Source organism: Pseudomonas sp. WS 5079, from assembly GCF_012985465.1.
In the GTDB taxonomy this organism is placed as follows: Bacteria; Pseudomonadota; Gammaproteobacteria; order Pseudomonadales; family Pseudomonadaceae; genus Aquipseudomonas.
This window is the reverse complement of sequence record NZ_JAAQWN010000004.1, coordinates 534,540-555,780: the sequence shown is the minus strand read 5'-3', so window position 1 is coordinate 555,780 and position 21,241 is coordinate 534,540. Positions and strand designations below refer to the sequence as shown.

Genomic DNA, 21,241 nt, shown 5'->3' with positions numbered 1-21,241 from the left:
GGCTGCAAAGCGGCCCGTCTGAGGAGATAGCATGATCGTTCGTCCCGTACGCAGCAGCGATTTACCGGCCCTGATTGATCTGGCGCGCAGCACCGGCACCGGCCTTACCACTTTGCCGGCCAATGAAGAGCGCCTGACCCACCGGGTTGGCTGGGCTGAAAAGACCTTTCGCGGCGAAGCCGGGCGTGGTGATGCCGACTACCTGTTCGTACTGGAAAACGACGAAGGCCGGGTGGTGGGGATTTCCGCCATCGCTGGCGCCGTCGGCCTGCGTGAGCCGTGGTACAACTTCCGGGTCGGCCTGACGGTCAGCGCCTCCCAGGAACTGAACATCTATCGCGAGATTCCTACGCTGTTCCTGGCCAACGACCTGACGGGCAACTCCGAGCTGTGCTCGTTGTTCCTGCATGCCGATTACCGCAACGGCCTCAACGGCCGCATGCTGGCCAAGGCACGGATGCTGTTCATTGCTGAATTCCCGCAGCTGTTTGGCAACAAGATCATTGCCGAGATGCGCGGGGTGTCCAACGACGCCGGGCGTTCGCCGTTCTGGGAAAGCCTGGGCCGGCACTTCTTCAAGATGGAGTTCAGCCAGGCTGACTACCTCACCGGCGTGGGCAACAAGGCGTTTATTGCCGAGCTGATGCCCAAGTTCCCGCTGTACACCTGCTTTTTGTCCGAGGACGCGCGCAACGTGATCGGCAAGGTCCATCCCGACACCGAGCCGGCCCTGAGCATGCTCAAGAGCGAAGGCTTCAGCTACCAGGGCTACGTCGATATCTTCGACGCGGGCCCTGCGGTGGAGTGTGAGACCAGCAAGATCCGCGCGGTGCGTGACAGCCAGGCGCTGGTGCTGGCCATCGGCACGCCGGGGGACGACGCCACGCCGTTCCTGATGCATAACCGTAAACGTGAAGAGTGCCGCATCACCGCCGCACCGGCGCGCCTGGCTGCGGGCACCCTGGTGGTCGATCCGCTGACCGCCAAGCGCCTGCAACTGGTGGCCGGTGATCAAGTGCGTGCCGTACCGTTGTCTGCTGCCCGGGAGTCGAAATAATGAATTCGTTGTATATCGCAGGGAGCTGGCTGGCTGGCCAGGGTGAACGCTTTGAGTCGCTGAACCCGGTGACCCAGCAGGTGATCTGGGCCGGCAATGGCGCCAGTGTCGAGCAGGTCGAGTCCGCCGTGCAGGCTGCGCGCCAGGCATTCCCGGCCTGGGCCAAGCGCCCCCTGGAAGAGCGCATCAGCGTGCTGGAAACCTTTGCCGCCACCTTGAAGAGCCGCGCCGATGAAATCGCCCGCTGCATTGGCGAAGAAACCGGCAAGCCGCTGTGGGAGTCGGCCACCGAAGTTACCAGCATGGCCAACAAAATCGCGATCTCGGTGCAGAGCTACCGCGAACGTACCGGCGAGAAGAGCGGCCCCCTGGGCGACGCCACGGCGGTGTTGCGCCACAAGCCTCACGGCGTGGTCGCAGTGTTCGGTCCTTACAACTTCCCCGGCCACTTGCCCAACGGGCATATCGTCCCGGCCTTGCTCGCGGGCAATACCGTGTTGTTCAAGCCGAGCGAGCTGACCCCTAAAGTGGCCGAGCTGACGGTACAGTGCTGGATCGAAGCCGGCCTGCCGGCGGGTGTCTTGAACCTGCTGCAAGGCGCGCGGGAGACCGGGATCGCCCTGGCCGCCAATCCAGGTATCGACGGCCTGTTCTTCACCGGTTCCAGCCGCACCGGCAATCACCTGCACCAGCAGTTCGCCGGGCGCCCGGACAAGATCCTCGCGCTGGAAATGGGCGGCAACAACCCGCTGGTGGTGGACCAGGTGGCCGATGTGGATGCAGCGGTCTACACCATCATCCAGTCGGCCTTTATTTCTGCCGGCCAGCGCTGCACCTGTGCCCGGCGGCTGCTGGTGCCGGAAGGCGCCTGGGGCGACGCACTGCTGGCGCGCCTGGTTGCCGTCAGTGCGACCATTGCCGTGGGGGCCTTCGACCAGCAACCACCGCCATTCATGGGCTCGGTGATTTCCCTGGGCGCGGCCAAGGCCTTGATGGAGGCCCAGGAGCTGATGCTGGCCAACGGCGCCGTGGCGCTGCTGGAAATGACCCAGCCCCAGGCGCAGGCAGCCTTGCTGACACCTGGCATCATCGACGTGACCGCCGTGACCGAGCGCGAGGACGAAGAGCTGTTCGGCCCGTTGCTGCAAGTGGTTCGCTACACGGATTTCGAAGCGGCGATCAGTGAAGCCAACAACACTCAATACGGTTTGGCCGCAGGGTTGCTGTCGGACTCCGAGGCGCGCTACCAGCAGTTCTGGCTGCAAAGCCGTGCGGGTATCGTCAACTGGAACAAACAGCTGACCGGCGCGGCGAGCACCGCGCCATTTGGTGGGGTAGGGGCGTCGGGCAATCATCGCGCCAGTGCCTATTACGCGGCAGATTACTGCGCGTACCCGGTGGCATCCCTGGAGACACCGAGCCTGGTCTTGCCAGCCGCGCTGACGCCGGGTGTAACGCTGAACTAAATGTGGGAGCGGGCTTGTGTGGGAGCTGGCTTGCCTGCGATGCGGGCACCTCGGTCTTTCAGCCAGACCGAGGGGATGCCATCGCAGGCAAGCCAGCTCCTACACAAGCCAGCACCTGCAGTTGATCGGGTTTGCAAAGACAGGTTTGTGGTGTGTTGAAGACCTTTGATGCCTATAAAAACAGATGTTCGTGGAGCCTCGCCGATGAAATCCTGTGAAGTCAATTTTGACGGTCTCGTGGGGCCGACCCATAACTACGGCGGTTTGTCCTACGGCAACGTCGCGTCCCAGAGCAACAGCCAGCAATCTTCCAACCCCAGGGAAGCGGCGCTGCAGGGCCTGGCGAAAATGAAAGCCCTGATGGACATGGGCTTTGTGCAAGGTGTGCTTGCTCCCCAGGAACGTCCGGATGTCGCCGCGCTGCGCAGCCTTGGCTTTGCCGGCACAGACGCCCAGGTGATCCAGCAGGCGGCCAAGCACGCCATGCCGTTGCTGGTGGCCAGTTGTTCGGCCTCGAGCATGTGGGTGGCCAACGCCGCGACGGTCAGCCCGAGCGCCGACACGTTTGACGGCCGCGTGCATTTCACCGCCGCCAACCTCAACTGCAAATACCACCGCAGCATCGAACACCCGACCACCAGCCGCGTGCTGGGGGCGATGTTTGCCGATCAGCAGCACTTCGCCCACCACGCCGCGTTGCCGGCCGTGGCGCAGTTCGGTGACGAAGGCGCCGCCAACCACACCCGCTTCTGCCGCGAATATGGCGAGGCGGGCGTGGAGTTTTTCGTGTTCGGCCGCAGTGCGTTCGACACCCGCTACCCAGCGCCGCAAAAGTACCCGGCGCGCCAGACCCTCGAAGCGTCCCAGGCGGTTGCGCGTTTGCATGGCCTGCAGGATGACGGTGTGGTCTACGGCCAGCAGAACCCGGCCGTGATCGATGCCGGGGTGTTCCACAACGACGTGATCGCAGTGGGTAACGGTGAGGTGTTGTTCTATCACGAGGATGCGTTCCTCAATACCGAGCAGATGCTCGCTGAACTGCAGGCCAAGCTGGGCAAGCTCGGCGGCAATTTCCAGGCAATCTGCGTACCCCGCGCCCTGGTCAGCGTCGAAGACGCCGTGCGCTCCTACCTGTTCAACAGCCAGTTGCTGAGCCGCGCCGACGGTTCGATGCTGCTGATCGTGCCCGAGGAGTGCCGCAACAACGAGCGTGTCTGGCACTACCTGCAAAGCCTGACCAGTGCCGGTGGGCCGGTCGGCGAAGTGAAAGTCTTCGACCTCAAGCAAAGCATGCAGAATGGCGGCGGCCCGGCCTGCCTGCGTTTGCGCGTGGCGTTGAAGGAGGCTGAACTGGCGGCGGTCAATCCAGGGGTTATCATGACTGCACCGCTGTACGAAACGTTGACCCAATGGGTCGGCAAGCACTACCGCGACAGCCTGCGTGAAACCGATCTGGCTGACCCGCAGTTGCTGCTCGAATGTCGCACGGCATTGGATGAACTGACGCAAATCCTTAAACTGGGCTCGGTTTATCCTTTCCAGATCAATTAAAGCCACACGGCTGAGACTTATTTATGACCACCGATACCCTGAAGCTGATCCTTGAAGACACCGACGGCACCCAGCTGGAAACCTCTTGCACCCGCCTGGCCGTGGTGTGGCAGGGCAAGGAAATCTGGATCCAGCACGATGGCCGTGGCCAACTGCTGATCGGCGTGGACGTGGAAGAAGGCGACGCCGAGTACGCCAACCTGCTGATGCGCCCGCTGGCCACCAACCTGATGAGCCTGCAACTGGAAATGGAACCGGCCGACGTTGAAGGTGATGACGACGATCACGTCCACGGCCCAGGCTGCAACCACTAAGGAAGCTGCTCTATGCTCGCCCTCGGCAAACTGCTTGAACTGACCCTCGCCGGTCGTGAACCGGCGCAAAAAATTCAACTGACTGTCGACGGCGTGCAAATGCGCTGGCTCAGTGAGGGCGCACTCGAGGTGCGGCCTCCTGAGGCACGGGACAACGGCGCCGATGTGCTGCTGTCATCCGGCATCCATGGCAACGAAACCGCGCCGATCGAATTGGCCGACCGCCTGTTGCATGGCATCGCCCGCGGGGAGATCAAGCCCCGTACCCGTATTCTGTTCCTGTTCGGCAACCCCGAGGCCATGCGTCGCGGCGAGCGTTACCTCGAGCAGGACGTCAACCGGCTGTTCAACGGCCGCCACGAACAAAGCATCGGCCCCGAAGCCATGCGCGCCGCCGAGCTTGAGCAGTTGGCCCGCACCTTCTTCAGCGTGCCCGGCCGTTCGCGCCTGCACTACGACCTGCACACGGCGATTCGCGGTTCGAAGATCGAGCAGTTTGCCCTGTACCCCTTCAAGGAAGGGCGCCAACACTCCCGCACCGAACTGGCCCGCTTGCGCGCGGCCGGCATGGAAGCGGTGCTGTTGCAGAACAAGACCTCCATCACTTTCACCGCGTTTACCTACGAGCAACTGGGCGCCGAGTCGTTCACCCTGGAACTGGGCAAGGCCCGTCCATTCGGGCAGAACCAGGGGGTGGATGTATCGCGCCTGGAAACCCGCCTCAAGCAAATCATCGAAGGCAACGAGCCGGCCGCCGAGGGCCTGGACGGCCTGAAGTTGTTCAGCGTGGCCCGGGAAATCATCAAGCACAGTGACGCCTTTACCCTGCATTTGCCGGCGGATGTGGAGAACTTTTCGGAACTGGAGAAGGGCTACCTGCTGGCCGAGGACATCGCCAAGACCCGCTGGGTGATCGAGGAGGAGGGCGCGCGCATTATCTTCCCCAACCCGAAGGTCAAGAATGGCTTGCGGGCGGGCATCCTGATTGTGCCGACCACAGATGTTGGCCTGGCCTGAACCTTGGGTTCAGCGCGGTCAACTGTAGGAGCTGGCTTGCCTGCGATAGCATCAACTCGGTCTGTCAGTTACCTCGAGGCGATGCTATCGCAGGCAAGCCAGCTCCCACCCAGACCCAGTTTTTACACTGGGTTGGGTAGGGTTGCTTAGACTGCTAAGGCACGCGGCTCATTGCGGCGAATCGCGCGGATCTTGTGCAGGGTATCGGCGCAGGTCTGCGCAGCTTCCTTGCCCTTGTGCACAAAGTGCTCAAAGAAGAAGTTGTGGTGCTCGCTGCCCGCGTGGAAGTGATGCGGCGTCAGGGACACCGAGAACACTGGCACTTCGGTTTCCAACTGCACCTGCATCAGGCCGCTGACTACCGATTGTGCGACGAACTCGTGGCGATAGATCCCACCGTCCACCACCAGGGCGGCGGCGACGATGCCGGCGTAGCGGCCGGACTTGGCCAGTAGCTTGGCGTGCAGGGGCATTTCAAAGGCGCCGCCGACTTCAAAGAAATCGATGTCCGACTCTTGGTAGCCCTGGACGAGCATTTCGGCGAGGAAGCCTTTACGGCTCTGATCAACAATATCTTTGTGCCAGCAAGCCTGGATAAACGCGACGCGCTCACCGTGGTGGTTTTTGCTCTTGCTGTCGATTGCGGTGGGTTGCATGTTCTGACTCCTGTTTATGAAAAAAACAGGGCGTTATGAATCGAATGGGATTTAAGGGTACGAGCAGCTGTGTCATGCAGGCATGAAATCAGCACACGGCCCTTAGGCGCCAATCCCGTTCTCTCTTCATCCGGACTATGACCGTCGGCCCCGGGATCACACCGGGTCTGCTGACCTTGCCGCCGTCCTGCGTGAGCAGTTCGAGGCGCCAAGCGCTCGCGGGCTATGCGCATTGCGCGCAATTACCGCCGGTGGGGAATTGCACCCCGCCCTGAGAGCGTTGCCGCCAGAACCCTGGCGGCGGAGAGTTTTTACCATACATTTCGAAAAACTGCATAGGGTGCTTGTTAATATCGACTATCGACAGGTTTGCCAATCAGCCTTGTAGGCGGTTGATATCTGTGGGCGATGCCCGCAGTAATCGGTTACAACAGGTCATTCCCCACTCGCAGAGGCCCACTTGATGTCCGTTATTGATCTTCGTAGTGACACCGTGACCCAACCCACGCCGGGCATGCGCGATGCCATGGCCAGCGCACCGAGCGGCGATGATGTCTACGGTGAAGACCCCAGCGTCAACCTGCTGGAAGCCGAACTGGCCAAGCGCCTGGGCTTTGCCGCCGCGCTGTTCGTGCCGACCGGCACCATGAGCAACCTGTTGGCACTGATGGCCCACTGCGAGCGGGGCGAGGAATACATCGTCGGGCAACAGGCCCACACCTACAAATATGAGGGCGGCGGCGCGGCGGTGCTGGGTTCGATCCAGCCGCAGCCCCTGGAAGTCCAGGCGGACGGTTCGCTGGACCTGGCCCAGGTCGCAGAAGCGATCAAGCCGGATGACTTCCACTTCGCCCGCACCCGGCTGTTGGCGTTGGAAAACACCATGCAAGGCAGAGTGTTGCCCCTGAGCTACCTGGCCGCTGCACGCGCATTTACCCGCGAACATGGCCTGGCCCTGCACCTGGACGGCGCGCGCCTGTACAACGCGGCGGTCAAGCTGGGGGTGGATGCGCGGGAGATTGCCGGGCATTTCGATTCGGTCTCGGTGTGCCTATCCAAGGGCCTTGGCGCGCCGGTTGGCTCGGTGCTGTGCGGCTCCAGTGCGTTGATCGCCAAGGCCCGTCGTTTGCGCAAGATGGTCGGTGGCGGTATGCGCCAGGCGGGTTCTTTGGCGGCGGCGGGGCTGTACGCCCTGGACCATCAGGTGGCGCGCCTGGCCGAAGACCACGCCAATGCCCAGTGGCTCGGCGATGAGCTGCGCAAGGCCGGCTACAGCGTGGAGCCGGTGCAGACCAATATGGTCTACGTGCAGATCGGCGAGCAGGCCCAGGCCCTGAAGGCCTTTGCCGAAGCGCATGGGATCACGTTGAGTGCCGCCCCGCGCTTGCGCATGGTCACGCACCTGGACGTCAGCCGGGCACAGATGGAGCAAGTGCTGGCGACATTTGTCGAGTTTTCCCGGAAATGACAGTGCAGGCCGTCTAATTGACTGTTTCTATCGTATAAACACGCTGTACCACGGGCAAAGGGCCGATATAATGCGGCCCTTTGCCGTCGCTCCGTCTGATGACGTTTAGCACTGGCCTTTGGCCGCAGCCTCCGTGGAAGAACCTAATGAAAAGCGCAGAAATCCGTGAAGCCTTCCTTCGCTTCTTCGAAGAGCAAGGTCACACCCGTGTCTCCTCCAGCTCCTTGATCCCAGGCAATGACCCAACCCTGCTGTTCACCAACGCGGGGATGAACCAGTTCAAGGACTGCTTCCTGGGCCAGGAAAAACGCGCCTACACCCGCGCCACCAGCAGCCAGAAGTGCGTGCGCGCCGGCGGCAAGAACAGCGACCTGGAGAACGTCGGCTACACCGCCCGTCACCACACCTTTTTCGAAATGCTCGGCAACTTCAGCTTTGGCGATTATTTCAAGCAAGACGCGATCAACTTCGCCTGGACCTTCCTCACTGGCGTGCTGAAGCTGCCGAAGGAAAAACTCTGGGTCACCGTCTACGCCACCGATGACGAAGCCTACGACATCTGGACCCAGCAGATCGGTGTGCCGGTCGAGCGCATGATCCGCATCGGCGACAACAAGGGCGCGCCTTACGCCTCCGACAACTTCTGGACCATGGGCGATACCGGCCCGTGCGGCCCGTGCACCGAGATTTTCTACGATCATGGCGCCGACATCTGGGGTGGCCCGCCGGGTTCGCCGGAAGAAGACGGTGACCGTTACATCGAGATCTGGAACAACGTGTTCATGCAGTTCAACCGCACCGCCGATGGCGTGTTGCATCCGCTGCCTGCACCGTCGGTAGATACGGGTATGGGCCTGGAGCGGATCAGCGCGGTGATGCAGCACGTTCACTCCAACTACGAAATCGACCTGTTCAAGAACCTGCTGAGCGCGTCGGCCGCGGCCATTGGCTGCGCCAACGACAACCAGTCTTCGCTCAAAGTGGTATCGGACCATATCCGTTCCTGCGGCTTCCTGATTGCCGACGGCGTGCTGCCCTCCAACGAAGGCCGTGGCTACGTGCTGCGCCGCATCATCCGTCGCGCCTGCCGCCACGGTAACAAGTTGGGCGCCACGGGTAGCTTCTTCTACAAAATCGTTGCCGCGCTGGTGGCCGAGATGGGCGAAGCCTTTCCGGAACTCAAGCAGCAGCAAGCCAACATCGAGCGCGTGCTCAAGGCTGAAGAAGAGCAGTTCTCCAAGACCCTGGAGCACGGCCTGAAGATCCTGGAACAGGACCTGGCTGAGCTCAAAGGCACCGTGGTGCCCGGTGATGTGGTGTTCAAGCTGTATGACACCTATGGCTTCCCGATGGACCTGACGGCCGACATCGCCCGCGAGCGTGAACTGACGGTCGATGAGGTTGGTTTCGAGCGTGAGATGGAAGCCCAGCGTGTACGCGCGCGTTCCGCAAGCTCTTTTGGCCTGGATTACAACACCTTGGTCAAGGTTGACGTGGCGACCGAGTTCACGGGTTATCAGGCCACCGTCGGCTCGGCCAAGATCGTGGCTATTTATAAAGATGGCCAGTCGGTCGATGTCTTGAGCGAAGGCGAAGAGGCGGTCGTGGTGCTCGATCAGACGCCGTTCTACGCCGAATCTGGCGGCCAGGTCGGTGACTGTGGTTTCTTGCGCTCGACATCCGGTCGTTTCGACGTGCGCGACACCACCAAGACCGGCGGTGCTTTCCTGCATCACGGTGTGTTGGTGCTGGGTAACCTGACGGTCGGCGCTCCGGTAGAGACTCAGGTTGATGCTGATGTACGGCATGCAACCGCCTTGAACCACTCGGCTACCCACTTGCTGCACGCGGCGCTGCGCCAGGTATTGGGCGAGCACGTCCAGCAGAAGGGATCGTTGGTCGACAGTCAGCGCCTGCGCTTTGACTTCAGCCATTTTGAAGCGATCAAGCCTGAGCAATTGAAGGCATTGGAAGACATCGTCAACGCCGAGATTCGCAAGAACACTGCGGTAGAAACTGAAGAAACCGATATTGAAACCGCCAAGAAAAAAGGCGCCATGGCGCTGTTCGGCGAGAAATACGGCGACAACGTACGCGTGCTGAGCATGGGCGGCAGCTTCTCCGTGGAACTGTGCGGCGGTATCCATGCCAAGCGCACCGGTGACATCGGCCTGCTGAAAATCATCAGCGAAGGCGGCGTGGCTTCCGGTGTACGGCGTATCGAGGCGGTGACCGGTGCTGCGGCCCTGGCCTACCTCAATGCGGCCGAAGAACAACTCAAGGAAGCGGCGACCCTGGTCAAGGGCAGCCGTGACAACCTGATCGACAAGCTCTCTGCCGTACTGGAGCGCAACCGCCAGCTGGAAAAACAGCTGGAGCAGTTGCAAGCCAAGGCGGCCAGCGCAGCGGGTGACGACCTGTCAGCCTCGGCACTGGACATCAAGGGCGTGAAGGTTCTGGCCGCGCGCCTGGACGGTCAGGACGGCAAGGCGCTGTTGGCCTTGGTCGATCAGTTGAAGAACAAGCTCGGCCGCGCAGTGATCCTGCTCGGCAGTGTCCATGAGGAAAAGGTCGTACTGGTTGCCGGTGTAACCAAGGACCTGACTGGCCAACTCAAGGCTGGTGATTTGATGAAACAAGCCGCTGCGGCAGTGGGCGGGAAGGGCGGTGGTCGTCCGGACATGGCGCAAGGCGGTGGTGTAGACGCTGGTGCCCTGGACGCGGCCCTGGCCCTGACCGTGCCATTTGTCGAGGCCGGTATTTAAGGCGCTGTTAATGAGTCCATGGTCTAGTCATGGGCTCGCTTAGCTGCTGGAAGATTTGTTTATTGGGCGCCCCTTTACGGGCTGAGGCGGCTTAGAAATGGCTTTGATCGTACAGAAATTTGGAGGCACCTCGGTCGGCTCTGTCGAACGAATCGAGCAGGTCGCCGACAAGGTTAAGAAATTCCGCGATGCCGGCGACGACCTGGTGGTGGTGCTGTCGGCCATGAGCGGCGAGACCAATCGCCTGATTGATCTGGCCAAGCAAATCAGTGGTGATCAGGCTCCGCTGGCGCGTGAGCTGGATGTGATCGTGTCCACCGGTGAGCAGGTGACCATTGCTTTGTTGGCCATGGCGCTGAACAAGCGTGGCGTGCCGGCGGTGTCCTACACTGGCACCCAGGTACGGATCCTCACGGACAGCGCGCACACCAAGGCGCGTATCCTGCAGATCGACGACCAGAAGATTCGTGGTGACCTGAAGGCCGGTCGCGTGGTGGTTGTCGCCGGTTTCCAGGGCGTTGACGAGCACGGCAATATCACGACCCTGGGCCGTGGCGGTTCCGACACCACCGGCGTGGCGCTGGCGGCAGCCCTGAAGGCTGACGAATGCCAGATCTACACCGATGTGGACGGCGTCTACACCACTGACCCGCGCGTAGTGTCCGTGGCCCAGCGCCTGGACAAGATCACCTTCGAAGAGATGCTGGAAATGGCCAGCCTCGGGTCCAAGGTGTTGCAGATCCGTGCGGTGGAGTTTGCCGGCAAGTACAACGTACCGCTGCGCGTATTGCACAGCTTTAAAGAGGGTCCGGGCACCCTCATTACTATTGATGAAGAGGAATCCATGGAACAGCCGATCATTTCCGGCATCGCCTTTAACCGCGATGAAGCCAAGCTGACCATCCGTGGCGTGCCAGACACCCCGGGCGTGGCCTTCAAGATCCTTGGGCCGATCAGTGCGGCGAACATTGAAGTCGACATGATCGTGCAGAACGTTGCGCACGATAACACCACCGACTTCACCTTCACCGTGCACCGCAACGAGTACGATGCGGCCGAGCGTATCCTGCAGAACACTGCCCAGGAAATCGGGGCGCGTGAAGTGGTCGGCGACACCAAGATCGCCAAGGTGTCGATCGTTGGTGTGGGTATGCGCTCCCATGCGGGCGTTGCCAGCCGCATGTTCGAGTCCCTGGCCAAGGAAACCATCAATATCCAGATGATCTCCACATCGGAGATCAAGGTGTCGGTGGTGATTGAAGAGAAGTACCTGGAGCTGGCTGTGCGTGCACTGCACACCGCTTTCGAACTGGACGCGCCGGCCCGACAGGGCGAGTAACGCGTTGCCAGGAAGGCGCGGTTGATCCGCGCCTTTCTTTTTTGCCGGGTGATGGCCCAGGCCTGTTCTTTTGCCCGTGCTCGACAATACTTAGGCATGCAGGGCCATGGCCGATGGGTTATAGGCCCAAGGCCTTTTTTTGCAGACTGTTGTTCCCGAAATGAAATGCGTGAGGAGAAAGGTATGCTGATTCTGACTCGTCGATGCGCAGAAAGCCTGATTATTGGTGATGGCGAAATCACCGTGACCGTGCTCGGCGTCAAAGGCAATCAAGTGCGGATTGGGGTCAATGCCCCCAAAGAGGTGGCCGTCCACCGTGAGGAAATCTACCTGCGGATCAAGAAAGAGAAGGACGACGAACCAAGCCATTAATTTTTATCGTTTTTTATGTTTGCAAACGGGGATGAAGCTGGTTAATATACGCCCCGTGTTGCGGAGAGCTGGCCGAGTGGCCGAAGGCGCTCCCCTGCTAAGGGAGTACACCTCAAAAGGGTGTCGGGGGTTCGAATCCCCCGTTCTCCGCCATTATTTGCTTAGTACGTTGCAATCTGGTTTTTTCGCTAAGTTGTTGAAATTAAACGAAAAAATAGCTTTACATAGAGATTGAACGGCCTATAATGCGCGGCAACAAATGCACTCGTAGCTCAGCTGGATAGAGTACTCGGCTACGAACCGAGCGGTCACAGGTTCGAATCCTGTCGAGTGCACCATTTAAGAGTTAGTTGCAGCAATGCAGGTAACTTGGCTCCAACCAGTTGTGATCTGGTATAAAACCACAATCTGCACTCGTAGCTCAGCTGGATAGAGTACTCGGCTACGAACCGAGCGGTCACAGGTTCGAATCCTGTCGAGTGCACCATACAAACAAAAAGCCCGCCTAGTGCGGGCTTTTTGCCGTCTGGGGTTTTTACTTTCCCGGCGGCCTGCGTAGGAATAGTCTCGGCCACGCAGGTTTTTCTCTCGCCCATGTGTTTTCTTTTCTATGGCTGTCGTCGCAGTTTCATACGTGTGGCCAACACTCAGCTTTGTTGTGCAAGCGCTTGTTCTTTCCAGTTTTTTAACGTTTAAAGCGGGCGCACGGTGTATCATTGCGCCCGTCAGCCCCGCCGGGGCTTGTGGAATACCTCCATGGACTTACCCAGTAGTTACTCAGTACCCCGTTTTACCAATCATGAATTGACTGATTGATCCTTCCGGCGTGCCCCGCTGCTGGGAGTGGAGTTCGCCTATGACCGAAGTAGAAGTAAAGAAAACACAAGAAAGCCTGCAGGATCGCCTGGCTCAAGTCGTCGAGCTGCTGCAGCGCCAGCGTGTGGTCGAAGATCTGACCCATCGCCAGGAAGGTCCTCATCAAGACCGGGTCGAGAACCTGGTCCATCGGCAGAATCTCGTCGAATTGCAGCGCAAGCTCGATGACCTGCACTCTGCCGACGTTGCCTACATCCTTGAAGCCCTGCCGCTGGACGACCGTCTGACGCTTTGGCAGTTGGTCAAGGCTGATCGCGATGGCGACATCCTCCTCGAAGTATCCGACTCGGTGCGTGAGACCCTGATCGCCGACATGGACGATCACGAGCTCCTGGCTGCGGCCAAGGAGATGGACGCCGACGAACTGGCCGACCTCGCCCCTGAGCTGCCCCGTGATGTTGTCCATGAGCTGATGGAGACCCTCGACGGTCAGCAGCGTGAGCGCGTGCGCTCCGCGTTGTCCTATGACGAGGAGCAAGTCGGCGCATTGATGGACTTCGAGATGGTGACTATCCGTGAGGATGTCAGCCTGGAAGTGGTCTTGCGCTACCTGCGGCGCCTCAAGGAACTGCCGGGGCACACCGACAAGCTGTTTGTGGTCGACTACGAGGGCATCCTCAAGGGCGTGCTGCCGATCAAGCGCCTGCTGGTCAACGACCCGGACAAACAAGTGGCCGAGGTCATGGCCAGCGATCCGGTGAGCTTTCATCCCGATGAAGACGCCTACGATGCCGCCCAGGCATTCGAGCGTTATGACTTGATTTCGGCCCCGGTGGTCGACAAGAACGGCAAGCTGATCGGCCGTTTGACCATCGATGAGATGGTCGACCTGATCCGTGAGGAAAGCGAAAACGAAGTCCTCAACATGGCGGGTCTGCGTGAAGAGGAAGATATTTTTGCGTCAGTCTGGCGATCCCTGAGCAACCGTTGGGCTTGGCTGGCGGTCAACCTGATTACTGCGTTCATTGCCTCGCGGGTGATCGGCCTGTTTGAAGGCTCTATCGAGAAGCTGGTGGCGTTGGCGGCGCTGATGCCGATCGTGGCCGGTATTGGTGGTAACTCGGGTAACCAGACCATCACCATGATCGTGCGGGCAATGGCCCTGGACCAGGTGAGCACGGGTAATACCTCGCGCCTGATGCGCAAGGAATTGGCGGTGGGCCTGATCAATGGCTTGGTGTGGGGGGGCGTTATTGGGGTGGTGGCCTATCTGCTGTATGGCAGCTGGTCCCTGGGCGTGGTCATGACTGCGGCCATGACCCTCAACCTGCTACTGGCGGCCTTGATGGGGGTGTTGATCCCCATGACCCTTGCGCGCCTTGGGCGCGATCCGGCGATGGGCGCCAGTGTGATGATCACGGCCATGACTGACAGTGGTGGCTTCTTCATCTTCCTGGGCTTGGCGACGATCTTCCTGCTTTGAACCCAATAGGGGCCGGCAAGCCGGCTCCTGCATCCAAAGTAAAAAAAACACGCAAAAAAAAGCCAGCGCAAGGCTGGCTTCAGCTTTCAGTTGCCGGTTATTCGGCTTCTGCGGCTGCCTCAACGTCATGGGCAATCAGCGACACAAGCGCATTTTGCTGACGGTGGGACAGTTGGCGAAACCGCTGTAGCAGCTCGCGTTCGTGCAGTGACAGCTCCGGGCTGTCCATACGCATGCTCAGCTCATCACCCAGAGCGCCTTCCTGAATAAGGCTTTGCTCCATGCGCGCGATGATTTCAGAGTTCATGCTGCGGTGATGATTGCGAGCCACCTCGGCAATGCGTTCCCGCATTCCGTCTGGCAGACGTACGACGAACTTGTCAGCCGTACGGCTGGAATAAATTGCCTGTTTCAATGGGCGCATATATTTAACCGGTTAGTTCAGGGGAGCGGTTTTTGGAATTGGCCGCAACATGTGTGTTAGGACAAGGTTTGCGGACAAATGTTCAACCTGAATTGCAAAGAGGCCGCATCATGCCTCAGATTTGCCGGTTCCTTGGCGTCAATTCTGTGACAAATATTGAACTGACTACAGGCTTTATGCCAGTACTCATTATCAAATTTGCGGACTGGTTAGAAAACTTTTCTGCGCAGTATTCGCAGCGCAGGCTCTCGATGCCCGAGGGTCTTGCGGCGCACATCCTATAGCAATGTGGCCTTTTGCCCTTATTTTTAAGACTAGTGGCAAATGGCCGATTTGCGCGCCCAGGCGACATAAGGTCGGGTGAGAGGTGAGGGGGGGGGGGCGGCGGGGGTGAATCGGTTGTTCAGCGCAGAACCGGGTCGAACTTGAAGCGACGCCCGACAATTGCGGCAATCACCCACGCGCTGGCGAACACGGCGCAGGCGCCTAGGGAAAGGGTGTGCCAATCATTCGACGTGGCGCTGAGCCCCATGACGCCGGTGATGAGGGTCAGAATGAAAAACAGCCAGGTGGTCTTGGTCATGATCGGCTCGCTTAGAAAATCCAGTGCTCAGAAGTGCCGGCGGCCTGCGCGCCTTGTGCCAACTGAACAGAGGGTTGCCCATTGGCTGTCATCACTGCCAGTTGCGCGCGTTGCTGGGTCTGGTGGCTGCCTGTGTGGCTGATCTGCGCTGCATCGCTATCGCCACTGATCTGCAACTGGAACATCACCAGTACCGCCAGGGCCAGGGCATTCAGAAGCAGGAGGGTGCTGTTCATGGGTGTTTCCCCGTGTTCATGTGCAGGACAGATTGTTAAGGGTAAAGAGTGCAGTCATCGTGCCAGCTGCTATTTTGATAAAAATCCTTAAAAAACAGTATGTTAGATTGATCTCAAAAGTATGGCTCGTTGCAAGATGCAATGATGGCCTTTCGTGCTAGTGCATTTTGCACGATGGGTCTTGGCAGCCCTGTAGGCAGGAGGTGGGCGCGTTAACGGCTTACGCCTAAAAAGCTTGCGGACGACATGACAAAACTCACCTTGGCCGTTAACATGCACGCCGTCTGTCGCGACGCCATTTGGCCTGCGCCTGTCATAAGTCCCAGTAGCTCAATTGGATAGAGCATCCCCCTCCTAAGGGGAAGGTTGGCCGTTCGAACCGGCCCTGGGACACCATATAATTCAAGGCTTTTAGCCTTTTCATTCGTTCTTGCCGAATCCCTATGGGTGCAGAGCGGGTGCATTTGTCTCCTTCGTTGTTCTCCTTCTACGTCGTCTGCTTCCCTGTGCTATAGACTCTTGGCAACTAATTGACCGGGAGATAGCTCATGGACAAAGGATTGACGATCGAGCAGCGCATGATCAAGTTTCTTGAAACCCAAGATCATGTGACTCAGTTAGATGGTCACGTACACCAACCTCCGAACGTCAAAATGGCGGACTATCTATTCTTCAATAGAAGAGCAGTGACTGAGCTCAAGACCTTTGAGGTTGATCCGAAGGAGAAAATATTCACTCACGCCAAGCCCGTGATGGATTCAGAAGAATTCCCATTGATCTACGGCACCTACGACCTGAGTACCGCAATCGCTGGTATGCCTGACGGTCAAGCACACCTCAATAGGATTGTTTCCAAAGCCACCACCATGGTGGAAGGGGTGCTTCGCCAGGCGAAAAAGCAAATTGCATCCTCAAAGGAGTTTTTAGGCCTTGATCCCGAAACCCCTGGGATTCTGCTTGTCTTGAATGAGACCGTCGATAGCATTCCTGTGTCTCAACTTGTAGACAGATTCAACTATTGGCTCCGAGGGGGAAACGACAACAATCCCAATCGATTTTCGCATATCGATTTTGTCGTATTGATCCAAACGACTTATCGGATGAAGGCAGAAGCGGGGAAATTGATACCAGCATTCATAATCAGCAATGATTGCAACGCTTATCGCCACCATAAAGTTGAAAGCGATATAGACGAGTTTTTGTGTTCGTGGGCCCACTCGCAAGGTCAAAGCTACGGCTCGACATCTGACATCGCCAATCTCAGCTTCGAACGGGACGAGCCGCCACCCCCTCCGCCAAGGACAAATCAGGACTTTGTGGAGGCTCGATACAGGGCTGACCGACATTTAAAAGAGATGACCGAAGAGCAGTTCACTGAGCACGGTCGTTCAGTGATGGAAAATATGCTGCCTGTAGTTTTAAAAGGGGCAAAAAAACCGTCGGAAGCTGACTCAATGAAATTTCTCAAGCAGTTCATCGAGCTGCTCGAAGAAAGTCGCATCAGGGGATTTGATCTCAAAAAGGTCACTGATCGGATTAAATCTGACAAATAGTCATTACTGCTCCGCTGACTTGATTCGCAATACCGTTGTGGTGGAGCAGGCCGCGTGACGCGCTGTCGCGCGGATGCCCAGCCCAGCGTTCAGCAATTCCTTCACCCTCCTGTGCAGATCGGCGTCCACTGGCCGCCCCTGGTACTTGCCGGCGGCTTTGGCCTTCTCTATGCCCTGGGCCTGCCGGTCGCGGCGCTGCTCGTAATCCTTGCGTGCGATGGCGGCCATCATTTCCACCAGCATTGAATTGATGGCACCCAGCATCCGCCCGGTGAACTCGTCGCCCTTGGTGTCCTGCATTCCCTGGTGGCTGGTCGGCAGGTCGAGCGCGACGATTCGCAGTCCCTTGGAGTCGATCGCAGCCTTGAGCTTTTGCCAGTCCTCCACCGGGAGGCGGGAAAGACGGTCTATCGACTCCACCAGCAACACGTCACCCTTGCGGGCATCCTTCAGCAGGCGCAGCAGCTCAGCCCGGTCGGCGGTGGCGCCGCTGGCGTTCTCCAAGTACACGCTTGCTATGACCTTGTTGTGGTCGCTTGCGAACTGCTCGAGCGAAGCCCGGGCACGGCCGGCGTCTTGTTCTTCGGTGGAAGCTCGGAGGTATGCGCGGATGAACATGATGAGTGCCTGTATCAGTTAGGGCGTTCTACTAATACTGTTGCACTATGGGTGTCACTTATCAAGCGAAAAGCCCGAAAAAGACAAAATAAGCCTGTATCTGGATAGGCATAGGTTAAAGTGCCATCACCTAAATAGTTTTGAAGGTTGGGAATAGATGGCTCCTAGACACGTGGCTCCTGCGTTCAAAGGTGAGGCTTTTACTTGCTTGCATCCAGACTGTCAGACATTGGCAACTATGGTGTGGGGGCAAACCACGTCCAATTTCGGACGCTACGGGTATTTAAGTTTTCAGTTTTACATTTGCAGGTGCGAGCACTGCGAGCAGTTGAGCATTTGGAGCACAACGAACGATCGTACGGGAACGCTGATTTTTCCAAATGCGATTAGCGCTCCGTCCGCTCACGAGCACCTTCCTCCGGACTGTCTGGTAGATTTTGAGGAGGCTCGGGAGATTTCGTCTCGATCCCCTCGGGGAGCTGCTGCCCTATTGCGGCTTTGTCTCCAGAAGCTGCTAGGGCACATCGGCGGTAAAGGCGAGCACATTGACACTGATATCAAAACCCTGGTGGCCCAAGGACTTGATCCTCATATCCAACAAGCGCTGGATGTGATTCGCGTAACTGGGAACAACGCGGTACACCCCCTGGAAATGAACCTTGAGGACGACCATGACAGCGTTCTGGTGCTCTTTGAGATGATTAACTTCATTGTCGAGGAGCGCATCAGTCGACCGCTCAAGACGCAGGATCGATTCGCGAACCTTCCGGAGAAGGCTCGCTTGGCGATTGAAAAACGAGATAAGCCGAAGGTGTAGATGTGAGCAGTTCTGCTCGCATTATATATGCTCAAAACTGTGGGCCTCTGGCATAGATCAGCACACTCTATCAACCTGCCCTAGGGGCAGCCTTCGTTGGCGAGACGCTAGCAACTGGCTTGCTTGCTTTTGGTTTTTGCTTGTCCTTAACGCTGCCGGCTTGGGTGGAGTGCGGGCCTTTGATAGCCACGCGCCTGGTAGTCGTAACTGTGGTCACTGCACCTTTTCGGATTTCAGGCATCGAGGATGGGAGCTGTTCTGCCTCCACCTCCACGAACGGATGGAGCTTTATCTTTACTTTGTGCATCTGAGTTGCTTTCGTTTGGCCGCCAATGTCTGCAACCAGTAACTTTACTCCGGCGTTAGCGGATGCATCTAAGGTGAAAGAGACCTCTAGCTCGACTTCTCCCATTTCAAAAAAAGGGTCTTCATTATCGACTGCTGCGCGGAGTTCTTTTTTAACTTCCTTGATGAAGTCAACTAGGCTGATCATTCCTTTCATGGCTCTGCACTCGGGTTTAAAAACTCACGATATCGTATAAAAAGTATCGCCGGGAGGCCGTTTTTATAGTTGATCCTCAGGTCCTTGTATCAGCTCGTAGGGTTTGAATTTTCGCGTGTTGCACGCCTCGGCAAAGCGCTCTTGAAACGTCATGTCTTCTTACTCAAAGAATCAGCCGGCTGATCGGCGCTACCAATACTTGCGTAGCGCACGGATGGTCAATTAGGCCGCTTCGGATTGATCAGGAGACGCTTTTGCGGAGTTGCGAGTGGGCATTTTCGCCAGCCATTCGCGAAGCGATTCGGAGCCTTCGCAGCCCGATCTCCACTTCTCAAACCGGCCGGTGTACCCATGCGAATTGGCGACCATACCGCTCAGTGCGACACCAGCATTGGAGGCGGTGGCCAGCACGTCATCGTAGATCGCTAGCATCTGCTTGAGCCCTTCGATGTCTTCGGCGCGGGACGCGGCAATACCAGCACGCGAAAGGCTGTCAGCCGCCTCTGGCGATAGCCCGGAGAGCATTGGGTTTGCCCTGAGCACCGCCTCTACAACGTCGGGATGACTACCTGCACGCGCCTCAGCGACCAGTCGCTGGCGCTCTTCCGGCTTAAGGCTCCGCACGATGGCTCGTAGCTCCTGATCAGCCAGGAAGCCAACAACGTCCGAGCTTGCGCGAGGCGTAACCGGAGCAAAGCCGTTGACCACTGTTTGGGCCAGCGTCAGCATATCCTTTGCCGCCTTTTCCATAGCCGGCATCAAGGCAGGAACGATCCCGTCGATCTGCTCCTTGCCCTTGCGCTCGATGGCTGCGGCGTTGAGGTCTTTGTTTCCCCGAATCGAGAGAATTTCTTCTCCAAGGTCCTTGAAAGTCTCCAGCGCCAAGCCCTGCAAATGGCGAACTGACTTCAGCAAGCCGCCGGCCTGCCATGTGCCTTTGGTGCCGTCGGGGCGCTGTATATTGAATGTTCGGGCCTCTACCTGGGAGTGCTCGTATTCGGAGTAATGGAGGTTGGCCAAGCCAACTTTGAGGACGGAGCGTTTGCCGATTTTCATTGAGTTACCTTTTGATTGTCTGGCCGCGGTTCGGCCGGCTTTGGTCTGAGGCTTCGCTCAGGATCTCGAGTAGGGAAGCGTTCTCCGGGGAGTCGCCGCCGGTTGCTGCTGCGTGCAACTCGTCCATAAGGGCGCTGATCTCTCGCACGTCACGATTGAACTGAGTGAGCCCGGATTGCTGGCGCAGCTTGGCCACCTGGTTACGGATGTTCATGGCGGGCCTCGATGATCAGTTGGTACTGTTCTGCGACGTGCTCTTTGATGTTTTGCCCATCAGCCAGCGGCGGGAAGATCCAGGCACTAGAGCTTGGGAATGGCCGCATATCCATCACGCCTACCGGAGCGGGACGGCGGAGGCTTTCAATTGCGCGGACGTGGAGAATGAACGCCTCTGCCAGATTGGCCGCGTCGTTGCTGTTCATGGTGCACAGTGGGAAGTGCATCACCGTTTGCACGCCCAGGACGGGATAGTTGAACGAATGGCCCACCGTCTTGGGGTAGTCCATCTCCTCCTCAACCGCGTCAACGCTGCAGTCCACTACCGTCAACATAACGAGCACTGTCTCTTCGTCTTCGGCGCCGATCTTTTCTGCTATTCGTTTGAGCTCGGCGCGCATCCACTTAATGCTCATTGCCGCATTCCCTCCACCTGTTCGCGGAGTTCTTCAACAGCCTTCTGTAGCTCGGCAACTTCGATGACCCGGGCAACAGCGCCTAGTCCTTCGATCAATGCCTTGCCCTGGTCGGGCGGTAGCTCGCCGGCGGCAACTGCGCGAAGGATTGATTTGGCTGCGCTGGGCAGGTCGGTGTCGTCCAGGTCGAAGCACACTGTCTCGGCAGTTGGCTTGATTGGCGGCACCAGGCGTTCAAGGATCAGTCGGCAAGCCTGCATGTCGCCTTTCTTGGCCGCTGTCAGAACCTTCTTTGTCACGGCGTCTGCACCTTCCGCGAGTCGGGCGCGCAGTTCTTGTGTCTGGCCGGAACGGCCACCGGGATTACCCGACTGTCCGGGCTTCCATTTGCCGGCTTTATCGCGATCAGTCATGCGGTGGGCGATTCCATGGCGATGACCGGTTTGTTTTCGGCGAGCGCTATCAGCAGGGCAGATGCTTGAACGCTTCCGTCTGCTGCGGCTTCGCGAAGGCGGC

General features: G+C 58.5%; 22 protein-coding genes, 4 tRNA genes and 1 riboswitch. Of the genes, 16 read left to right on the top strand and 10 right to left on the bottom strand.

The window, feature by feature from the left end; genetic code table 11:
* The first annotated feature begins 31 nt into the window (after nucleotides 1-31).
* The 5 genes from astA (at nucleotide 32) to astE (ending at nucleotide 5,405) form a co-directional block, all read left to right on the top strand.
* Complete coding sequence (gene astA / locus HBO05_RS14225) at nucleotides 32-1,057, top strand: arginine N-succinyltransferase (protein ID WP_169955158.1); 1,026 nt, start codon at nucleotides 32-34, stop codon at nucleotides 1,055-1,057.
* Nucleotides 1,054-2,523 (top strand): succinylglutamate-semialdehyde dehydrogenase, encoded by a 1,470-nt coding sequence (astD, locus tag HBO05_RS14220; protein WP_172312972.1) that lies wholly within the window; start codon nucleotides 1,054-1,056, stop codon nucleotides 2,521-2,523. Before astA ends, astD begins: the two co-directional genes overlap by 4 nt.
* 204 nt (nucleotides 2,524-2,727) lie before the next feature.
* Nucleotides 2,728-4,074, top strand: a complete 1,347-nt coding sequence (astB, locus tag HBO05_RS14215; RefSeq protein WP_172312950.1) for an N-succinylarginine dihydrolase — start codon at nucleotides 2,728-2,730, stop codon at nucleotides 4,072-4,074.
* A 23-nt stretch (nucleotides 4,075-4,097) separates the two neighbouring features.
* Nucleotides 4,098-4,388, top strand: a complete 291-nt coding sequence (locus HBO05_RS14210; protein ID WP_029294458.1) for a hypothetical protein — start codon at nucleotides 4,098-4,100, stop codon at nucleotides 4,386-4,388.
* 12 nt (nucleotides 4,389-4,400) lie between these two features.
* Nucleotides 4,401-5,405 (top strand): succinylglutamate desuccinylase, encoded by a 1,005-nt coding sequence (gene astE / locus HBO05_RS14205; RefSeq protein WP_170043789.1) that lies wholly within the window; start codon nucleotides 4,401-4,403, stop codon nucleotides 5,403-5,405.
* 146 nt (nucleotides 5,406-5,551) lie between these two features.
* Here astE and HBO05_RS14200 read toward each other — a convergent pair whose 3' ends face one another.
* The gene (locus tag HBO05_RS14200; protein WP_169955161.1) at nucleotides 5,552-6,061 is read right to left on the bottom strand and encodes a 6,7-dimethyl-8-ribityllumazine synthase; all 510 of its coding nucleotides are present in this window, start codon (nucleotides 6,059-6,061) and stop codon (nucleotides 5,552-5,554) included.
* 113 nt (nucleotides 6,062-6,174) lie between these two features.
* Nucleotides 6,175-6,344, bottom strand: a riboswitch (FMN riboswitch).
* 180 nt (nucleotides 6,345-6,524) lie between these two features.
* Here HBO05_RS14200 and ltaE point away from each other — a divergent pair.
* The 8 genes from ltaE to mgtE all read left to right on the top strand — a co-directional run bounded on the left by ltaE (nucleotide 6,525) and on the right by mgtE (nucleotide 14,304).
* On the top strand, nucleotides 6,525-7,529 hold the full coding sequence (gene ltaE / locus HBO05_RS14195) for a low-specificity L-threonine aldolase (RefSeq protein ID WP_172312948.1): 1,005 nt from the start codon (nucleotides 6,525-6,527) through the stop codon (nucleotides 7,527-7,529).
* Nucleotides 7,530-7,675: 146 nt separating this feature from the next.
* Entirely contained in the window at nucleotides 7,676-10,294 is a 2,619-nt protein-coding gene (alaS, locus tag HBO05_RS14190; RefSeq protein ID WP_170043788.1) for an alanine--tRNA ligase, read from the top strand.
* A gap of 97 nt (nucleotides 10,295-10,391) precedes the next feature.
* The gene (locus tag HBO05_RS14185) at nucleotides 10,392-11,633 is read left to right on the top strand and encodes an aspartate kinase (RefSeq protein ID WP_038442619.1); all 1,242 of its coding nucleotides are present in this window, start codon (nucleotides 10,392-10,394) and stop codon (nucleotides 11,631-11,633) included.
* 183 nt (nucleotides 11,634-11,816) lie between these two features.
* On the top strand, nucleotides 11,817-12,005 hold the full coding sequence (csrA, locus tag HBO05_RS14180) for a carbon storage regulator CsrA (protein WP_003178872.1): 189 nt from the start codon (nucleotides 11,817-11,819) through the stop codon (nucleotides 12,003-12,005).
* A gap of 62 nt (nucleotides 12,006-12,067) precedes the next feature.
* A tRNA-Ser gene (locus tag HBO05_RS14175) sits at nucleotides 12,068-12,158 on the top strand.
* Between the two features lie 108 nt (nucleotides 12,159-12,266).
* Nucleotides 12,267-12,343 (top strand) — tRNA-Arg (locus HBO05_RS14170).
* 72 nt (nucleotides 12,344-12,415) lie between these two features.
* Nucleotides 12,416-12,492, top strand: a tRNA-Arg gene (locus HBO05_RS14165).
* A gap of 369 nt (nucleotides 12,493-12,861) precedes the next feature.
* Nucleotides 12,862-14,304 (top strand): magnesium transporter, encoded by a 1,443-nt coding sequence (gene mgtE, locus HBO05_RS14160; RefSeq protein WP_169955164.1) that lies wholly within the window; start codon nucleotides 12,862-12,864, stop codon nucleotides 14,302-14,304.
* A gap of 97 nt (nucleotides 14,305-14,401) precedes the next feature.
* On the opposite strand, the gene HBO05_RS14155 is transcribed toward mgtE, so the two are convergent.
* The 3 genes from HBO05_RS14155 to HBO05_RS14145 form a co-directional block, all read right to left on the bottom strand.
* Nucleotides 14,402-14,728 carry an Arc family DNA-binding protein gene (locus HBO05_RS14155; protein ID WP_029294475.1) on the bottom strand — a complete coding sequence of 109 codons (327 nt, stop codon included), beginning with the start codon at nucleotides 14,726-14,728 and terminating at the stop codon, nucleotides 14,402-14,404.
* Nucleotides 14,729-15,131: 403 nt separating this feature from the next.
* A complete protein-coding gene (locus HBO05_RS14150; RefSeq protein ID WP_169955165.1) occupies nucleotides 15,132-15,311 on the bottom strand; it encodes a PA3371 family protein in 180 nt (59 codons plus the stop codon).
* A gap of 11 nt (nucleotides 15,312-15,322) precedes the next feature.
* Nucleotides 15,323-15,547: a hypothetical protein gene (locus tag HBO05_RS14145; RefSeq protein WP_172312946.1), complete on the bottom strand. Its 225-nt coding sequence runs from the start codon at nucleotides 15,545-15,547 to the stop codon at nucleotides 15,323-15,325.
* 319 nt (nucleotides 15,548-15,866) lie between these two features.
* On the opposite strand from HBO05_RS14145, the gene HBO05_RS14140 reads away from it, so the two are divergent.
* A tRNA-Arg gene (locus tag HBO05_RS14140) sits at nucleotides 15,867-15,943 on the top strand.
* Nucleotides 15,944-16,095: 152 nt separating this feature from the next.
* Entirely contained in the window at nucleotides 16,096-17,100 is a 1,005-nt protein-coding gene (locus HBO05_RS14135; RefSeq protein ID WP_172312944.1) for a hypothetical protein, read from the top strand.
* 3 nt (nucleotides 17,101-17,103) lie between these two features.
* On the opposite strand, the gene HBO05_RS14130 is transcribed toward HBO05_RS14135, so the two are convergent.
* The gene (locus tag HBO05_RS14130; protein ID WP_172312942.1) at nucleotides 17,104-17,718 is read right to left on the bottom strand and encodes a recombinase family protein; all 615 of its coding nucleotides are present in this window, start codon (nucleotides 17,716-17,718) and stop codon (nucleotides 17,104-17,106) included.
* 157 nt (nucleotides 17,719-17,875) lie between these two features.
* On the opposite strand from HBO05_RS14130, the gene HBO05_RS14125 reads away from it, so the two are divergent.
* Nucleotides 17,876-18,535 (top strand): DUF4145 domain-containing protein, encoded by a 660-nt coding sequence (locus HBO05_RS14125; protein ID WP_172312940.1) that lies wholly within the window; start codon nucleotides 17,876-17,878, stop codon nucleotides 18,533-18,535.
* 70 nt (nucleotides 18,536-18,605) lie between these two features.
* On the opposite strand, the gene HBO05_RS14120 is transcribed toward HBO05_RS14125, so the two are convergent.
* The 5 genes from HBO05_RS14120 to HBO05_RS14100 form a co-directional block, all read right to left on the bottom strand.
* Nucleotides 18,606-19,037 carry a trypco2 family protein gene (locus HBO05_RS14120; RefSeq protein ID WP_172312938.1) on the bottom strand — a complete coding sequence of 144 codons (432 nt, stop codon included), beginning with the start codon at nucleotides 19,035-19,037 and terminating at the stop codon, nucleotides 18,606-18,608.
* Nucleotides 19,038-19,259: 222 nt separating this feature from the next.
* Complete coding sequence (locus tag HBO05_RS14115; protein ID WP_172312936.1) at nucleotides 19,260-20,093, bottom strand: hypothetical protein; 834 nt, start codon at nucleotides 20,091-20,093, stop codon at nucleotides 19,260-19,262.
* 4 nt (nucleotides 20,094-20,097) lie between these two features.
* Nucleotides 20,098-20,307, bottom strand: coding sequence for a hypothetical protein (locus tag HBO05_RS14110; protein WP_143007505.1), 210 nt, complete (start codon nucleotides 20,305-20,307; stop codon nucleotides 20,098-20,100).
* The gene (locus HBO05_RS14105) at nucleotides 20,294-20,725 is read right to left on the bottom strand and encodes a hypothetical protein (protein ID WP_070994668.1); all 432 of its coding nucleotides are present in this window, start codon (nucleotides 20,723-20,725) and stop codon (nucleotides 20,294-20,296) included. The genes HBO05_RS14110 and HBO05_RS14105 overlap by 14 nt, the downstream gene beginning before the upstream one ends.
* The gene (locus HBO05_RS14100; protein WP_172312934.1) at nucleotides 20,722-21,138 is read right to left on the bottom strand and encodes a DUF5681 domain-containing protein; all 417 of its coding nucleotides are present in this window, start codon (nucleotides 21,136-21,138) and stop codon (nucleotides 20,722-20,724) included. Before HBO05_RS14100 ends, HBO05_RS14105 begins: the two co-directional genes overlap by 4 nt.
* Nucleotides 21,139-21,241 lie beyond the last annotated feature (103 nt).

What these genes read in the sequence shown, in the direction of transcription:
- astA (WP_169955158.1), top strand. Translation starts at nt 32, where the DNA reads ATGATCGTTCGTCCCGTACGCAGCAGCGATTTACCGGCCCTGATTGAT.
- astB (WP_172312950.1), top strand. Translation starts at nt 2,728, where the DNA reads ATGAAATCCTGTGAAGTCAATTTTGACGGTCTCGTGGGGCCGACCCAT.
- HBO05_RS14210 (WP_029294458.1), top strand. Translation starts at nt 4,098, where the DNA reads ATGACCACCGATACCCTGAAGCTGATCCTTGAAGACACCGACGGCACC.
- astE (WP_170043789.1), top strand. Translation starts at nt 4,401, where the DNA reads ATGCTCGCCCTCGGCAAACTGCTTGAACTGACCCTCGCCGGTCGTGAA.
- HBO05_RS14200 (WP_169955161.1), bottom strand. Translation starts at nt 6,061, where the DNA reads ATGCAACCCACCGCAATCGACAGCAAGAGCAAAAACCACCACGGTGAG.
- ltaE (WP_172312948.1), top strand. Translation starts at nt 6,525, where the DNA reads ATGTCCGTTATTGATCTTCGTAGTGACACCGTGACCCAACCCACGCCG.
- alaS (WP_170043788.1), top strand. Translation starts at nt 7,676, where the DNA reads ATGAAAAGCGCAGAAATCCGTGAAGCCTTCCTTCGCTTCTTCGAAGAG.
- HBO05_RS14185 (WP_038442619.1), top strand. Translation starts at nt 10,392, where the DNA reads ATGGCTTTGATCGTACAGAAATTTGGAGGCACCTCGGTCGGCTCTGTC.
- csrA (WP_003178872.1), top strand. Translation starts at nt 11,817, where the DNA reads ATGCTGATTCTGACTCGTCGATGCGCAGAAAGCCTGATTATTGGTGAT.
- mgtE (WP_169955164.1), top strand. Translation starts at nt 12,862, where the DNA reads ATGACCGAAGTAGAAGTAAAGAAAACACAAGAAAGCCTGCAGGATCGC.
- HBO05_RS14155 (WP_029294475.1), bottom strand. Translation starts at nt 14,728, where the DNA reads ATGCGCCCATTGAAACAGGCAATTTATTCCAGCCGTACGGCTGACAAG.
- HBO05_RS14150 (WP_169955165.1), bottom strand. Translation starts at nt 15,311, where the DNA reads ATGACCAAGACCACCTGGCTGTTTTTCATTCTGACCCTCATCACCGGC.
- HBO05_RS14145 (WP_172312946.1), bottom strand. Translation starts at nt 15,547, where the DNA reads ATGAACAGCACCCTCCTGCTTCTGAATGCCCTGGCCCTGGCGGTACTG.
- HBO05_RS14135 (WP_172312944.1), top strand. Translation starts at nt 16,096, where the DNA reads ATGGACAAAGGATTGACGATCGAGCAGCGCATGATCAAGTTTCTTGAA.
- HBO05_RS14130 (WP_172312942.1), bottom strand. Translation starts at nt 17,718, where the DNA reads ATGTTCATCCGCGCATACCTCCGAGCTTCCACCGAAGAACAAGACGCC.
- HBO05_RS14125 (WP_172312940.1), top strand. Translation starts at nt 17,876, where the DNA reads ATGGCTCCTAGACACGTGGCTCCTGCGTTCAAAGGTGAGGCTTTTACT.
- HBO05_RS14120 (WP_172312938.1), bottom strand. Translation starts at nt 19,037, where the DNA reads ATGAAAGGAATGATCAGCCTAGTTGACTTCATCAAGGAAGTTAAAAAA.
- HBO05_RS14115 (WP_172312936.1), bottom strand. Translation starts at nt 20,093, where the DNA reads ATGAAAATCGGCAAACGCTCCGTCCTCAAAGTTGGCTTGGCCAACCTC.
- HBO05_RS14110 (WP_143007505.1), bottom strand. Translation starts at nt 20,307, where the DNA reads ATGAACATCCGTAACCAGGTGGCCAAGCTGCGCCAGCAATCCGGGCTC.
- HBO05_RS14105 (WP_070994668.1), bottom strand. Translation starts at nt 20,725, where the DNA reads ATGAGCATTAAGTGGATGCGCGCCGAGCTCAAACGAATAGCAGAAAAG.
- HBO05_RS14100 (WP_172312934.1), bottom strand. Translation starts at nt 21,138, where the DNA reads ATGACTGATCGCGATAAAGCCGGCAAATGGAAGCCCGGACAGTCGGGT.